This window comes from Sinomonas sp. T428B (assembly GCF_056780155.1).
The window spans coordinates 491661-506392 of record NZ_JBRAZR010000001.1 but is presented as its reverse complement, the minus strand read 5'-3'; the positions used below and the strand labels follow the sequence as shown (position 1 = coordinate 506392).

The window sequence follows — 14732 nt, the reverse complement described above, 5'->3', positions numbered from 1 at the left end:
GGCGGGAAAGCTGGGGAGTTTCGGCGCGCGATCATGCTGCAGCAGGATTCAGTAGGACGGCAGTCCGCCGAGAGGCCCGACCCCGGCCCGAATCCCTCAGCAGCCGCCTAGACCCACTCCCCCGGGGCGTACGAGCGCGCGTACACGTCCTTGATGAGCCGCAGCGACTCGGCCGCCTCCTCGGCCCCGATCCAGAAGCGCTCGCCCGCACGCACGGCACGGTAGAAGTCGGCGATGAGCAGCTCGTGGGACACGCCCCAATAGCTCCGCTCGCCCGTCTGGACGCCACGCTCGCGCACGGTCTGCGAGCGCCCGTCCGCCCAGCGGACCGTGAGGTCGCCCCGCAGGCTCAGCTCCGCGGCCTCGGTCTGGATGTCCAGGGTGGCGGGCGCGTTGAGGCCGTTCGCGTTCGTGGCGAAGAAGACACTCCGCACGGGCTCGGGCACCGCGCCGTCGTGCGCGGGCACCGCGTGCTCGAGCAGGAGGTCCGCGGTGTCCTCGACCTCGATCGCGCCCGCGAGTGCCCGCGTCGAGGCACCGCCTCCCACGACTCGGGCCGGGCCCAGAAGCCACTGGAGCAGGTCGAGGGTGTGGATGGCCTGGTTCATGAGGAGCCCGCCGCCGCTGCCCGCCCACGTGCCGCGCCATGGGCGCGCAGCGTAGTACGCGGGCGTGCGGTGCCACATGACGGTGGCCTGCGCGCCGAGCACGCGGCCGAGCTCCCCGCCGTCGAGCATGGCCCGCATCGCCCGTACCGGCGCGTTGTAGCGGTTCTGGAAGCACACGCCGAGCTGCACCCCGCTCCCAGCGAAGGCCTTCCCCGCCGTCTCGGCGAGGCGTTCGGCGTCGGCGAGGGTGTGCGCGACGGGCTTCTCCGTGAGCACGTGGACGCCGGCCTCGAGCGCCTCCTCGGCGAGCGCGGCGTGTGTGCTGTGCGGGGTGCAGAGGTGGACGACGTCGATCCCTCCCTCCGCGAGCAGCTCGCCGAGGCTCGCGGCACCGGGCACGCCGTGCGCTTCCTGCGCGGCGCCGCGCGCCTGGCCATCGGGGTCAACGACGGCGGCGAGCACCGCGCCGTCGTTCGCCACGACCGCCGCGGCGTGCACGGCTGAGATGTCCCCGCAGCCGACGACGGCGACCCGCAGCGGCGCGGGCGAGTCGGGCACGGACAGCGGGTCGGGCGGCGCGTCGGCGGGCATAGCGTCACGGTAGTGACCCGGCCGGCGGGAGGGCAAGCGTTTGCCAACTCGTTGCCTGAGCCCTCCCCGTTCCTGTCGGACCCCTGCAGTACGCTAGGCCGTATGCGCGAACTCCAGGCGAAGATCATCGAGGAGATGGGCGTCAAGCCCGAGATCGACCCCGCCCAGGAAGTGGCGGACCGCGTCGAGTTCCTCAAGGACTACCTCAAGGCGACGCACACGAAGGGCTTCGTGCTCGGCATCAGCGGCGGCCTCGACTCGTCGCTCGCGGGCAGGCTCGCCCAGCTCGCGGTCGAGTCCCTGGCCGAGGAGGGCATCGACGCGGACTTCGTGGCCGTGCGCCTCCCCTACGGCGTCCAGCATGACGAGGAGGACGCCCAGGCTGCCCTGGCGTTCATCCGGCCCAAGACGCAGTGGACCTTCAACGTCAAGGCCGCCGTGGACGGCATCGACGACCAGTTCGCCGAGTCGACCGGTGCCGAGCTGAGCGACTTCAGCAAGGGCAACGTCAAGGCGCGCGCCCGCATGGTGGCGCAGTACGCCCTCGCGGGCGAGCGCAACCTGCTCGTGATCGGCACCGACCACGGCGCGGAGTCGGTGACCGGCTTCTTCACGAAGTACGGCGACGGCGGCGCGGACATCCTGCCGCTCTTCGGCCTCAACAAGCGCCAGAACCGCCAGATCCTGCACTACCTCGAGGCCGTCGAGCGGATCTGGAAGAAGGTTCCGACGGCGGACCTCCTCGACGACCAGCCCGGCCGCACGGACGAGCACGAGCTCGGCCTGAGCTACGACCAGATCGACGACTACCTCGAGGGGCGCGAGGTCCCGGCGGAGATCGCCGAGACCATCGAGCACAAGTACCTGCGCACGCGGCACAAGCGCACCGTCCCCGTGACGATCTTCGACACGTGGTGGCGAGAGACCTCGGACGTCCCCGCGAGCTGAGCCTGCAGGGGGACGGCGCCGCTAGCCCCGCCCGCTCGCGCGGATGATCGCGGCGATCTCGGCGTAGCCGAGCCGCTCCGCGTTCTGCAGCGCGGTGCGGCCCTGCGGGTCCCTGATGCCCGGGTCGGCCCCGGCCTCGAGCAGGAGCCGGACGGTCTCCTGCTGGCGCGGGCCGCCGTCGTTGAGCAGGATCGCCTCCTGCATGGCCGTCCAGCCGAGGTTGTTCACGTGGTCCACGGGCACGCCCGCGGCGATGAGGATCTGGACGGTCTCGACGTGCCCGTGCTCGCTGGCCGGGATGAGGGCCGTCCCGCCGAAGCGGTTGGTGCTGCGCACGTCCGCGCCGTGGGCGAGGGTCAGCTCGAGAATCTCGTTGAACCCCTCCGCGCCCGCGTACAGGAACGCGGAGTCCTGGATCGCGTCCTTCGCGTTGACGTCGGCGCCGGCGTCGACGAGCCGGCGCACCTCGGCGCCGTCGCGCCGCTTGGCCGCGGCCACGAGCTCCTGGTCGATCACGCGCTGCTCCTCGGGGCTCAGGGCCGGGCGGGTGGGCGCCGGCGGCGGGGTGGTTGCCGGTGGCGTGGCTGGGGCCGCCGGGGCTGGCGCCGCCGCGGCGACGGCCGACGACGGCGACGCGGCCTCGGCGGGGCGCGTCGCCGTCGTCGTCGGTGCAGCGTTCCCGGCGCAGCCTGCGAGCAGGACCGCGGCCAGTCCCATCGCGGCCCCGCGTCCGACGGTCCCGCTGCGCGCTCGCGTCACAGGCCTCACCCGGCGAGGATCGCCTCGGCGCCGGCGGTCGCGCACGCCTCGTCGAGGGCGCCGTCGGGAGCGCCGCCCACGCCGATGCCCGCGACGGAGAGGCCGTTGACCTTGAGCGGAACGCCGCCGGCCAGGAACAGGGTGCCCGGGAGGTCCGCGATGGAGGGCTTGCCGTTGCCGCTGATCCGGCCCGCGAGCTCGCTCGTCGGGGCGCCGAAGGCGGCGGCGGTGTAGGCCTTCTGCTGGGCGGCCTCGATCGTGTGCTCGGCGGCGTTGTCTCCGCGCAGGAGCGCCTGCACCGTGCCGAAGCGGTCCACGACCGCGATCGTCACGAAGGGGAGCTTGTCGGCAGCGCACTTCGCGAGCGCCGTCTGGACGGCCTTCGCGGAGGCCGTGGCCGAGACGCGGTTCTGCGCGACGGTCGTGCCCTCGCCAGCCGGGACGTCGACGGCGGGCACGGCCTGGGGCGCGGGCTGCTGCGGCGCTGCTGCACTTGTCGCATTCGCGGCGATGATGATGCCGCCCGTCAGGACGAGGGCGCTGACGGCTGCGGCGAGAGAGGTGCTCTTCTTCACGGTTCCTCCGGAGGTTCGGGAAAGGTCTGAAAGCAGCGCCGGGCGTCGGGCTGCCTCTCGCTTCCATGCTTCCGGTCCGGGCGGGCGCCGGGCATCGGCCGGGTGGGTGGCCCGTACTAGACGAAAGGATGAGATGCGCGCGGAACCCGCCGAAGGGGCGCGCGGGGGCTGGGCACGGGCCTAGCATGAACGGCATGCCCGTCGCGCCTCCAGCAGTCAGCCCCGCCGGCCCCCGCCGGATCGAGGCCGTCGTGCACGTGAGTTTCGCGGTGCTCCTCGTCGCTGCGGGCGTCCGCTACGTCATGCGGCACAGCCCCGAGGAGAACGTCCTCGTCCTCGTGCTCTCCGTGACCGCGAGCGCGCTCTACGCCGTCTTGGCCCTCGTGCCCGCCGGCGCCGCGGCGCGCCGTGCCCTGGGCTTGGCCGTGCTCGCGGCCTGGAGCATGCTCGTCGTCCTCGCGCCGAGCTTCGCATGGTGTTCCCTGCCGCTGTTCTTCCTGTTCCGCTCCGTTTTTTCGGGCCCCGCCTTCTCCGGCTCCGCCTTCTCGGGCTCCGCGGGTGGGTGGGCCGTGCGGGCGGCGACCGCCGTGCTCGCGGTGGCGACCGCCGTCGGACTCTTCAAGCTCAGCGGATACACCGACCTCGCGATGCTCCTCGGGCCGCTCGCGGCCGGCGCGCTCCTGACGCTCGTCTCGGAGCGGATCGAGGAGGACGCGCTCGAGCAGGCGCGGCTCGAGCAGACCCTCTCGGGCACGCGCGCCGAGCTCGCCGAGAGCCAGCGGCGCGCGGGGGCCGCCGAGGAGCGAGCCCGCGTCTCCCGGGAGATCCACGACACCGTGACCCAGGGCCTCGCCTCGAGCCTGCTCCTCCTCGAGGCCGCGCAGCGCTCCGGCACAGCATCGGCCCGCGAGGGCATGGGCGGCGAGGGCGTAGGCGGGGAGGTGCGCGAGGCCGCGGCCCTCCTGCGCGAGAGCCTCGCCGACACGCGCGCCCTCGTCCACGACCTCGCGGCCCCCGGCCTCGACGCCGCGCCGCTGCCCGAGGCCCTCGTCCGCGCCGCGGCCCGCTACGTCGAGGCGCCCCGGCTACTCGTGAGCGGGCCCCCGCGCGAGGTCCCGGCTGAGGTGCGGCACGCCCTCCTGCGCGTCGTCGCGAGCGCGGCCGCGAACGTGCGCCGGCACGCGGGGCCCGCCGAGGTCACCCTCAGCGTGGGGTTCCTGCCCGACGCCGTGACCGTGGACGTGCACGACTCGGGCCGCGGCTTCGACCCCGCCTCGGTCGCGGAACCCTCGGCCTCCGGCGGGTACGGGCTCCGGGCGATGCGCCAGCGCGTCGAACAGCTGGGCGGCACGTTCTCGGTCGAGAGCGCGCCCGGCGAGGGGACCATCGTGGCCGCCGAGGTGCCCACCGGGTGGGGCGAGGCGACCGCCCGGGGCGAGGGGCCGGCGTCGTGAGCGGCGGGCGCCTGACGATCCTCCTGTGCGACGACCACCTCGTGGTCCGCTCGGGGCTGCGCGCCCTCCTGCGCACGCAGGAGGACCTCGAGGTCGTCGCCGAGGCCGGCAGCGGCGCCGAGGCCCTCGAGCTCGCCCAGCAGCACCTGCCCGACGTCGTCGTCATGGACCTCGGCATGGGCGCGGGGATGGACGGCATCGAGGCCATCCGGCGCCTGCGCGCGGCCCGGCCCGGCCAGGCCGTCATCGTCTTCACGACGTATGACTCGGACGCGGACATTGTCCGGGCCGTCGACGCCGGGGCCATGGGCTACGTGCTCAAGGACGCCTCGCCGGAGGAGATCTTCGCGGCCGTGCGCGGCGCTGCCGCGGGCCGCCCCGTCATGAGCGCGCCCGTCGCGTCCAAGCTGTTCCGCCAGCGCGCACGCCCCGAGGAGGCCCTCACGCCGCGCGAGGCCGAGCTCCTGGGTCTCCTCACGGAAGGCCTGAGCAACCGCGAGCTGAGCCGGCGGCTCTTCATCTCCGAGGCCACCGTGAAGTCGCATCTGGCCCACATCTACGCGAAGCTCGGCGTGGACTCGCGCGCGGCCGCGATCGCGGCGGCGCTGCGCCGGGAGGGCATGCGCTGAGTGCTGCCTCCGGTGTGCCGTTTCGCCTGCCGCGGGCAGAGTGCCGGATCCCGCGCGGGTTGATAGCGTGGGCGCGTGAAGATCGCTACCTGGAATGTGAACTCCCTCCGAGCCCGCGCCGACCGCGTCGAGAGCTGGCTCCTGCGCAGCGACGTGGACGTCGTCGCACTCCAGGAGACGAAGTGCAAGGACGACAACTTCCCGTGGGAGCTCTTCGAGCGCAACGGCTACGAGGTCGCGCACTTCGGCGTGAGCCAGTGGAACGGCGTCGCGATCGCCTCGCGGGTGGGCCTGACCGACGTCGAGCGCACCTTCCCCGACCAGCCCACGTTCGGCAAGGGCGGCAAGGACCCGGTCCAAGAGGCCCGCGCGATGGCCGCCACGTGCTCAGGCGTGCGCGTCTGGAGCCTCTACGTCCCCAACGGCCGCTCGCTCAACGACGAGCACATGCCGTACAAGCTCGACTGGCTCAAGGTCCTCAACGGCCACGCCGCCGAATGGCTCTCGGCGGACCCGAAGGCCCAGATCGCGCTCATGGGCGACTGGAACATCGCCCCGCGGGACGAGGACGTGTGGGACATCGAGCTCTTCCGCACTGAGGGCTACACGCACGTCTCCGAGCCCGAGCGGGACGCGTTCCGCGCGTTCGAGGCCACGGGCTTCGAGGACGTCGTGCGGCGCCACGCGCCCGGCCCGGGCGTCTACACCTACTGGGACTACACCCAGCTGCGCTTCCCGAAGAAGGAGGGCATGCGCATCGACTTCGTGCTCGCCTCCCCCGCGCTCGCGGCACGCGTGGTCAACGCGCACATCGACCGCGAGGAGCGCAAGGGCAAGGGGGCCTCGGACCACGCGCCGGTCGTCGTGGAGCTGGCGGCGGAGCAGCCATGACCCCCACGGGCCCCCTCGGGGCCGCCGGACGCCGGAGGCCGAGATGAACGCGCCGAACCCCAGCGCGGGGCGGCCGTTCGCCTCGCAGCTGCGCGTGTACGAGCCCCTCGAGGCTTTCGGCGCCGAGGAGCGCGCCCGCATGGAGCACAGCATCTCCGAGCGGGGGCCGGGGCGCCGCAAGCTCGACGCCGCCGAGGCCGTGGCGGCGATCGGCCGGATCATCTCCGCCTCGGGGGACCCGTTCCCGGACAGCGGCATGGAGTTCACCCGGACCCTGACGATCGACGGCCGCACACTCTACTGCCCATCCCAGCTCGTGCTCCGCGCGGGCCTTGCCGCCGAGTCCGTCCTGACGACCGCCCCGGCCTCGCTCGCCGACGTGCTCCTGCCCGAGGACGCGCGCTCGCGCCACCAGGAGCGCGTGGACCGCATCGCGGCCGAGTCCGCGACGCCGCGGGTGAACACGCGCGAGTCGCTCTGGGGCATCCCGTTCAGCTGGTTCGTCCTCTTCCACCAGCAGGACCCGACCGAGGTGGTCGAGGACGAGGGCCACATCCGCACCGTCCGGATCACTGCGACGTGGTCCCGGGCCATCGGGCGGGCACGGTTCGCCGTGGCCAACCTCGCGCTCGCGGCGCCCGAGATGAACATGCTCGACGAGCTGACGACCCTCACCGAGTGGCTCGAGGAGTTCCACCCGGACTCGGCCATCGAGCTCGACTACGGCGCGGTCGCGGAGCGGGTCCACCCCGACGAGTCCCCGCTCGACGTCCTGCTCGGCATCGAGTGCCTCGCCGAGGGCGACATGACGGGGGCCGCCGCCGCGTACCGCCGGCTCGCCTCCCGCTGGATCCCGATCCGCCAGCTCGCGCGAGCCTCCTGACGCGCCGAGGCCGCGGAGACATCGGTCTCCGCGGCCTCGGCCTGACGTCCTGGTCAGGTCAGGTCTCGCGCAGGTTCTGCCGCGCCTGCTGCGTCCGGTCCTGGACCGCGGCGCCCTGATCCTGGGCTTCCTCCTTGACCGCCTGCACCCCCTCGGTCGCCGACTGCTTGACGTTCTCGACGGCCTCACGGGCGGGCTCCCTGAGGTGCTCCGCCATCTCGGACGCCGCACCGGAGAGCTCCTGCGTCAGGGGCTCGGCCTTCTCCTTGAGGGCCCGCGCCGCCTCACGCTCCTTCTCGCTCGGCGGGATGAGCGAGGAGACGAGCATGCCGGCGCCGAAGGCGATGAGGCCCGCGGCGAGAGGGTTGCCCTGCGTCTTCCGCACGACCTTCTGCTCGGCACGGTCGACGGCGGCCCCGGCGTCGTGCGCGGCGCCGCGGGCGCCCGCTGTCATGTCGTCGGCGGTGCCCATGATGCGGTCCTTCATGCCGCCCATCGCACCCTTGATCCGCTCAGTCCGGCGGTTGATGATGTGCGACGGGCTGACCTTGTCGGCCACCGCATCGACGTCGTAGCCGAGCCGCTCGCGGGTCTGTTCGATATTGGCTCGGATGGCATCGGGATTCTGGCTCATCGTGGCTCCTCACTCGGCTTGAGCGATTCAGGAATCTTCTTCACGGTCTCGGTGGTGCGGGGCATGCCCCGGACGGCCTCCATCTCCTTCTTGGCGCGGGCCGCGAGGACGGCGGCCACGATCGCCCAGATGACCGCGACGATCACGGCGGACCAGCCGAAGCCGGTCAGGTACGCGCCCAGGGCCCACCACAGGGCGATCGAGAGGAACGCCAGGACGAAGATGCCCGCGACCGCTGCGCCGCCGTACATGCCCGCGCCCTTGCCGGCCCGCTTGCCCGACTCCCTGAGCTCCGCCTTGGCCAGCTCGAGCTCCTGGCGCATGAGCGTCGAGAGGTCCTGGGCGACGTCGCCGATCAGGTCGCCGAGGGAGTTCGAGGCGGCCTTGGACTCAGCGGGCGGAACGCCCGCCGGGCCCGCCGTGCCGGGTGTACCAGGAGCGGACCCCGGGACCCCGGGGCCCCCCGGCGAGCCGTAGTCCGGAGGATAGGTCATCGCTGATCATCCCCCTCACGGCGCATCCGGTTCTCCTCGTCGAGCGGGATCTTCCCCTGCTTGTCCCCGACGCCCGGGATCGGCTTCCCGGCGGCCTCGGACGGGGTGGCGTACTCGGAACCCCGATCAGTGGTGCCGTACTGGGCCGCGTTCTCGGACTCCTCGGTCGGCGGGTTGGCGTCGCCACCCGTGGGCGCCCCGTACGGGGCCTCTCCCGGGCCGGTCTGGTAGGCGTCCCCTGCGGTTCCGCCGTAGGAGCCCTGGGTTCCGGCGCCCTCGGTTCCGGCGCCCTCGGTTCCCCTGCCCTGGCCCATGGCTCCCTCGTCGTAGCTCTGGGAACCGGCCATGAGGCCCGCGGAGGCCGCTGCCTCGCCGTAGCCCTTCGACCCTGCGTAGCCGCCCTCGCCGGTGGTCTGGCCGCTGCTCGGGGTTGCATCCTCGCCCATGCTGCCCGTAGCGCCAGCGGTCTGGCCGTAGCCCTGGGTCCCGTACTCACCCTGGGCACCCGTAGGCTGGCCGTAGCCTTGGGTCCCGTACGCGCCCGCAGTGGCCGCGGTTCCCGCGGCGCCAGCGGTCTGGGGGTAGCCCTGGGTCCCGTACCCGCCCATCGCGCCCGTGGTCTGGCGGTAGCCGCCGGCATCGACGTACTCCCCGCCGGGCATGCGGGTCCGGTCGTAGCCCTCCGGGACTGCCGTGCGGTAGCGCATCCCCTCGGTCCGGTCCTCCGTGGCCTCCGCCACGAGCGAGCGGCTCAGCCGCCCGGCGAGGAGGCCCGCACCCGCTGCGATGGCAAGGAACATGCCCGGACGGCGCCGCGCGTAGGACTTCACCTCGTTCAGGAGCGAACCCGGGTCGCGCTGGTCGAGCCAATCGGCCAGTGACGCCGTCCTGTCCGCGGCCTGGCGGACAAGGTCGGTGCCGACGCCGGGCTGCTCGCTGTTCGAGGCCATCGAGCTGAGCTCACGGTGGATGGACCTCAGGCCCTCCGCAGCGCGGGACTGCTGTTGGGCTGCCTGATCCATGAGCTCCCTGCGGCTCTGCGCCAGCAGGTCCTTGGCCTGGTAGGCCGCCTCGTGGGCGACGGTGGACGCTTCTTGCTTCGCGACGTCACCCACTGCGCTCGCCGATGCGGCGGCCTCGTGGGCGACTCCTCTCGCTTCTTCCTTCGCTGCGGCCGTGGTGGGCTGGTTCCGTTCCGGGACACCGGTGCCGCTGTACAGGGGATCAGTGGTCATCGCTTTTCCTCGCACTCCGTATCTGGATTGAGCGGGTGACGTTCCTAGCACTACCCGCTTGCAGGAGACTCAGACACGAATTGCGCATCACGGATGCTGGTCGGCTTCCCTGAGCCGGCTCCTGACCCCGCTCCTGACCGGCTCCTATGACCGGGAGGGAGGCGCGGTGCTCTCTCGGATGACGAGGCGCTGCTCCGCCGTCTCGCTGTGGACGGCACCGGCCTGGCCGGCAAGCTCCGCCAGAAGCATCTGGGCCCCGCGGCGCGCCTGCGCCGTCGGGTCCTGCCAGACTGTCGTGAGGCCGGCGGCGACGCCCATCTCGTGGCCGTCGATGCCGACGACGGAGAGCTCCTCCGGGATGCGGACCCCCTGGCGTCGGGCCTCGAAGAGGACGCCGAGCGCCATCTCGTCCGAGGCGCACACGATCGCCGTCGGCCGTGGGCCGGGCATCTCCATGAACCGGCGCATGGCCTCGACGCCGCTCTCGACCGTGAAGTTGCCGAAGAGGGATGCGTCCGGGTGCAGCTCGAGGCCCGCGGCGTGGACGGCGTCGTGGAAGCCCTCGACGCGGATCCGCGGGACCGAGAAGTTCAGGTCCGAATCGTCCTGACCGTGCAGGAGCGCGATGTGCCGGTGCCCGAGCGAGATGAGGTGCTCGGTGATCGTGCGGGCGGCCAGGTAGTCGTCGATGCCCACGTTGGAGCATCCCGGCACCGGTCCGCCGACGACGACGAGCGGCATGTCGATCGCGTGCAGGTCGTCGATCTCCTCCTGGTGGAGGAACATGCACAGGAGCAGGAGGGCGTCGATCTGCTTGTGCACCATGGCACGGCTGAAGAGGCGCTCGCGGGGCGCGGTGCGCCCGCCGAGATTGAAGAGCGAGAGGTTGTAGCCATGTCCGTGGAGCTCTTCGTCGACTCCCGCGATCGCCTTGCCGAAGAACCAGCGGTCCACGTACGGGGCGAGGACGCCGATCGTGCGCGTCTTCCCGCTCGCGAGGCGGGAGGCAGCGGAGGACGGGACATAGCCGAGCTCCTTGGCCGTTTCGAGGATCCTCGCCCTCGTCTTGGGCGAGACCCTCGGCAGGCCACGGATGGCCCGGGAGACCGTCGCCGTGGAGACTCCCGCAGCCGCGGCAACGTCCTCGATCCCTACCACCGTGGCCCTCCCGAACCTCTTCCGTCCTTCCGGGCGGCCGGGCGATCAGCCCTTGTCTTCGTGCTGCTCCCCACGGAGCACCTTGCGCCGCAGGGCCCACAGGCCCACCATCGCGAGCACGACGGCGAGGAGCCCGAGCGCCCATCCGAGCGCGAACTGGCCGGTGATCTCGTGCCACACGGTGACCACGAGCAGAACAAGTCCCCAGAATGCCAGAAATCCCATGAAGATCTCGAACTGCTCGACCACGGCCTGGCGGTGGCGGTGGGAGCGGCGGTAGGCCGCCCCTCCCACCGACAGCGGGTCGATTCCCGATCCGCCCATCACTTCACGGCACCCGCTGTCAGGCCGGCGACGATCTTGCGCTGGAAGACGAGGACGAGAATCACGAGGGGGATGGTCACGATCGTGCCTGCGGCCATGACGGCCGTGTACGGCTCCTGATGCGGCTGCGCGCCGGCGAAGGACGCGATCGCCACCGTGACGGTCTTCGTGGCATCCGACGAGAGCTGGCTCGCGATGAGGAACTCGTTCCACGCCGAGATGAAGGCGAGGATCGCCGTCGTGAAGGTGGCCGGAGCGGCGAGCGGGAGGATGACCTTCCGGAACGCCTGCCCCTGGGTGCAGCCGTCGATGCGCGCCGACTCCTCGAGCTCCCACGGCATCTCGCGGAAGAAGGAGGTGAGCGTGTAGACGGTCAGCGGGAGCACGAACGAGATGTTCGGGATGATGAGCGCCTGGTAGGTGCCCATCCAGCCGATGTTGGTGAACAGCTGGAACAGGGGCGTGACGAGCGCGACGCCGGGGAACATGGATGCGCCCAGGACGAAGCCCATGACCGCGAACTTGAACCTGAAGTTCAGGCGCGCGAGGGCATAGGCCGCGAAGACGCCGACCACGAGGGCCACGAGCGTCGTCACGCCCGCCACGATGAGGCTGTTCAGCAGGTTCCGGCCGAAGTGGTTCCCGAGGTTCTCGTCGAACACTGTGGCGAAGTTGTCCCACGTGACGTGCGTGAAGAAGAACGTCGGGTCGAAGGTGAAGGCCGTGTCGCGGAAGGCCGTGACGATCATCCAATAGGCTGGCGCGAGGCACCAGATGAGGATGATGGCGGCCGAGATGTACGTGCGGACCTGCCCCCAGTCGAAGGGGCGCTTGCGGACGTCAAGCGTCTGGCTGGAGCCGGAGCGAGTGCCGGCCGCTGTTGCGGTTGCCATCTCACTTCCCCTTTCCGGAGGCGGTCGCGGCTCCGACGGCATTCGCACCGAGGAACCGGACGAAGATGAACGCCACGAGGAAGATCACGAGGAAGGTGATCGTCGATAGCGCCGCGGCGCTGTTAAACCCTTGGCGGATTTGGTCGACCACGAGGATCGAGAGCGTCGACGTGTTGTTGGCGCCCTGGGTCATGATGTACGGGAGGTCGAACATGCGCAGCGCGTCGAGGACGCGGAACAGGATCGCCACCATGAGCGCTGGCTTGACGAGCGGAAGCGTGATCTGGGTGAACCGCTGCCACGTCGAGGCTCCATCGACCTTGGCCGCCTCGTAGACCTCGTCCGGAATGAGCTGGAGCCCGGCAAGGATGAGCAGGGCCATGAACGGCGTGGTCTTCCAGACGTCGGCGATGACGATCGCCCACTTGGCCGGCCACTCGGATCCCGTCCACAGGATCTGCGTGTTGAAGAGCTTGTTGGCAATGCCCTCGAACGCGAAGATGAAGAACCACAGCTTCGCCGTGACGGCCGTCGGGATGGCCCACGGGACAAGGACGGCGGCGCGGATGGCGCTGCGCCCCCGGAAGCTGCGGGCCATGATGACCGCCATCCAGAAGCCGAGCACGGTCTCCAGCGCAACGGTCACGACCGTGAAGAAGAAGGTCGTGCCCATGGAGTTCCAGAACTGGGCACCGAGCGTGCCGGGGGGGCACGGCGCGCCGGCGCATTGCTGCAGGAGCCAGTGGGCGTAGTTGTCAAAGCCGGCTGGGCCGCCTTCGACGAAGAAGCCCGTCGCAGGATCGAGCCCTGAGTCCTTCTGGAAGGACATGATGATGGCGTTGATCACCGGGTAGATGATCACGACGGCCAGCAGGATGAGCGTCGGCGCCAGCAGCGTGGCCGCCCATCGGCCCTGTGTCACCTGCTTGCGGTCGGCGCTCTCGCGGCCGGGCATGTGATGATCAGCGCGTGCTGTCTTGCGACCAGTCCGCTCGGGGAGTGTCGTGGACATGGATCCTCCTGTTCGGACCCGATGGCCCGGCCGCCCAGGCGGCCGGACCATCGGCTCACGAGCGTTTTACTTAGCTGCCTCGATGGCCGACTGCATGTCGCTCAAGGCCTGGTCCACCGACTTCTCCCCCTTGAGGGCGGCGTAGGAGTTGTCCTGGACCGCCTTCGTCACGGCCGGATAGAACGGCGTGATCGGACGCGGTTCCGCGTTCTCGATGGACGTCTTCAGGACAGGAAGGAAGGCGAGCGTCTTCACCAGCTCGGGATCGGTGTACAGGTCACCGAGGACCGGCGCGAGCGATCCCTTGGTCGCGAAGAACTTCTGCTGCTCTGCCTCCGTGACGAACTTCAGGAAGTCGAGCGCAGTGGCCTTGTTCTTGGAGTAGACACTGATGGCTGAGCTGTGGCCGCCGAGCGAGGAGGCGCCGGGGCCGTCCTTGCCCGGGAGCGGGGCGATGCCGAACTTGTCGGCGACCTTGGATGAGCCGTCAGTCTTGGACACGAGGTTGTAGACGTAGGGCCAGTTGCGCAGGAACAGCAGGTTGCCGTTCTGGAAGGCCGTGCGGCTGTCCTCTTCCTTGAACGTGATGGCCTCGGCCGGGATGTTCCCGTTCTTGAAGGCCTCGGCGAGCTTCCCGAGGCCGGTCTTCGCCTCGGACGAGTTGACGGAGGCCTTGCCATTTTCGTCGACGACCTTGCCGCCGAAGGTGTTGATGGCCTCAGAGGCGTTGACCGTGAGGCCCTCGTACTTCTGGAACTGCCCCGCGTAGCAGCCGATGTTGTTCTGCTTCGCGATAGAGCACATGCCCATCATCTCGTCCCACGTCTTCGGCGGCGTGGGCACGAGGTCCTTGCGGTAGTAGAGCAGGCCGCCGTCGGAGGACTGCGGCGCCGCATAGAGCGTGCCGTTGTAGGTCGCAGCCTTGACTGTCGGCTCCAGCATCTTCGAGGTGTCAAGCGCCATCTTGTCCTTGAGCGGCTGGAGCCAGCCCTTCGCGGCGAACTCGGCGGTCCAGACAACGTCGACGCTCACGACGTCGTAGTTGGGGTCCTTGGCCTGGAAGTGCTGCACGAGGTCGTCGTGCTGCTGGTCGGCGCTGTCCGACTGCTCCTTGAAGGTGACCTTCTCGTTCGGGTGAGCCGCGTTCCACTTCTCGATGAGGGGGCGGACGACATCCGAGTTGTCCTTGCCCTGGACGTAGGTAATGGGTCCCCGGCCGTCGAGGTTGGCATTGGCGTCGCCGCCGGCCTGGCCGCCGCCCCCGCCCCCTTGGCCCCCGCCGCCGCCACCGGCACAGGCAGAGAGGGTCAGGGCGAGGACGCTTGCCGCTGCGAGCGGGTAAGTCATCCTGGAGAACTTGCGGTTACTCATGTGCTCGACTCCCATGTCGGTCAAAGGCAGCTGCCACTCGTGACACAACCGCCTCAAAGGGTGTGTGGTGGACCTCACACTAGGCGGGAGCGCGCTACGAGTGCAAGCGCTTACGCATTTCGTGTCCAGTCCGTGATCCAGAAGAGGAGACAGGACGGGGATGCGTGTTCACAAGTTGAAGCGATAGCGCGCTTCGCGCACAATGCACCGCGAAAGGCGGCGCAAACAGCGGGACGCCGTCTTCCGACGGCGCCCCGCTGGTGGCTTTCTGGG

At 70.7% G+C, this 14732-nt stretch carries 16 protein-coding genes; 5 read left to right on the top strand and 11 right to left on the bottom strand.

Annotated features, from left to right (window positions below; translation table 11 throughout):
• Positions 1-107: 107 nt before the first annotated feature.
• Positions 108-1199, bottom strand: coding sequence for a Gfo/Idh/MocA family protein (locus tag ACUYMY_RS02360; protein ID WP_481702038.1), 1092 nt, complete (start codon positions 1197-1199; stop codon positions 108-110).
• A 102-nt stretch (positions 1200-1301) separates the two neighbouring features.
• Here ACUYMY_RS02360 and nadE point away from each other — a divergent pair, with 102 nt between their 5' ends.
• A complete protein-coding gene (nadE, locus tag ACUYMY_RS02355) occupies positions 1302-2147 on the top strand; it encodes an ammonia-dependent NAD(+) synthetase (protein ID WP_481702037.1) in 846 nt (281 codons plus the stop codon).
• A 21-nt stretch (positions 2148-2168) separates the two neighbouring features.
• On the opposite strand, the gene ACUYMY_RS02350 is transcribed toward nadE, so the two are convergent.
• Together ACUYMY_RS02350 and ACUYMY_RS02345 are read right to left on the bottom strand one after the other, a co-directional pair.
• On the bottom strand, positions 2169-2864 hold the full coding sequence (locus ACUYMY_RS02350) for an ankyrin repeat domain-containing protein (RefSeq protein ID WP_481704933.1): 696 nt from the start codon (positions 2862-2864) through the stop codon (positions 2169-2171).
• A 47-nt stretch (positions 2865-2911) separates the two neighbouring features.
• The gene (locus ACUYMY_RS02345) at positions 2912-3481 is read right to left on the bottom strand and encodes a GlcG/HbpS family heme-binding protein (RefSeq protein ID WP_481702036.1); all 570 of its coding nucleotides are present in this window, start codon (positions 3479-3481) and stop codon (positions 2912-2914) included.
• 194 nt (positions 3482-3675) lie between these two features.
• On the opposite strand from ACUYMY_RS02345, the gene ACUYMY_RS02340 reads away from it, so the two are divergent.
• From ACUYMY_RS02340 to ACUYMY_RS02325, 4 genes are all read left to right on the top strand, one after another.
• Positions 3676-4935 (top strand): sensor histidine kinase, encoded by a 1260-nt coding sequence (locus tag ACUYMY_RS02340; protein ID WP_481702035.1) that lies wholly within the window; start codon positions 3676-3678, stop codon positions 4933-4935.
• Positions 4932-5564 carry a response regulator gene (locus ACUYMY_RS02335; RefSeq protein ID WP_481702034.1) on the top strand — a complete coding sequence of 211 codons (633 nt, stop codon included), beginning with the start codon at positions 4932-4934 and terminating at the stop codon, positions 5562-5564. Before ACUYMY_RS02340 ends, ACUYMY_RS02335 begins: the two co-directional genes overlap by 4 nt.
• 75 nt (positions 5565-5639) lie before the next feature.
• Entirely contained in the window at positions 5640-6455 is an 816-nt protein-coding gene (locus ACUYMY_RS02330; RefSeq protein ID WP_481702033.1) for an exodeoxyribonuclease III, read from the top strand.
• A gap of 43 nt (positions 6456-6498) precedes the next feature.
• Positions 6499-7338, top strand: coding sequence for a DUF8083 family protein (locus tag ACUYMY_RS02325; protein ID WP_481702032.1), 840 nt, complete (start codon positions 6499-6501; stop codon positions 7336-7338).
• Positions 7339-7396: 58 nt separating this feature from the next.
• On the opposite strand, the gene ACUYMY_RS02320 is transcribed toward ACUYMY_RS02325, so the two are convergent.
• The 8 genes from ACUYMY_RS02320 to ACUYMY_RS02285 all read right to left on the bottom strand — a co-directional run bounded on the left by ACUYMY_RS02320 (position 7397) and on the right by ACUYMY_RS02285 (position 14459).
• Complete coding sequence (locus ACUYMY_RS02320; protein WP_481702031.1) at positions 7397-7972, bottom strand: DUF3618 domain-containing protein; 576 nt, start codon at positions 7970-7972, stop codon at positions 7397-7399.
• On the bottom strand, positions 7969-8466 hold the full coding sequence (locus ACUYMY_RS02315; RefSeq protein ID WP_481702030.1) for a phage holin family protein: 498 nt from the start codon (positions 8464-8466) through the stop codon (positions 7969-7971). The genes ACUYMY_RS02320 and ACUYMY_RS02315 overlap by 4 nt, the downstream gene beginning before the upstream one ends.
• Complete coding sequence (locus ACUYMY_RS02310) at positions 8463-9701, bottom strand: hypothetical protein (protein WP_481702029.1); 1239 nt, start codon at positions 9699-9701, stop codon at positions 8463-8465. Before ACUYMY_RS02310 ends, ACUYMY_RS02315 begins: the two co-directional genes overlap by 4 nt.
• 144 nt (positions 9702-9845) lie before the next feature.
• Positions 9846-10859 carry a LacI family DNA-binding transcriptional regulator gene (locus tag ACUYMY_RS02305; RefSeq protein ID WP_481702028.1) on the bottom strand — a complete coding sequence of 338 codons (1014 nt, stop codon included), beginning with the start codon at positions 10857-10859 and terminating at the stop codon, positions 9846-9848.
• Positions 10860-10904: 45 nt separating this feature from the next.
• Positions 10905-11183 (bottom strand): hypothetical protein, encoded by a 279-nt coding sequence (locus ACUYMY_RS02300; protein WP_481702027.1) that lies wholly within the window; start codon positions 11181-11183, stop codon positions 10905-10907.
• A complete protein-coding gene (locus tag ACUYMY_RS02295) occupies positions 11183-12076 on the bottom strand; it encodes a carbohydrate ABC transporter permease (protein ID WP_481702026.1) in 894 nt (297 codons plus the stop codon). Before ACUYMY_RS02295 ends, ACUYMY_RS02300 begins: the two co-directional genes overlap by 1 nt.
• A 1-nt stretch (position 12077) precedes the next feature.
• Positions 12078-13088 carry a carbohydrate ABC transporter permease gene (locus tag ACUYMY_RS02290; protein ID WP_481702025.1) on the bottom strand — a complete coding sequence of 337 codons (1011 nt, stop codon included), beginning with the start codon at positions 13086-13088 and terminating at the stop codon, positions 12078-12080.
• A gap of 66 nt (positions 13089-13154) precedes the next feature.
• On the bottom strand, positions 13155-14459 hold the full coding sequence (locus ACUYMY_RS02285; protein ID WP_481702024.1) for an ABC transporter substrate-binding protein: 1305 nt from the start codon (positions 14457-14459) through the stop codon (positions 13155-13157).
• Positions 14460-14732 lie beyond the last annotated feature (273 nt).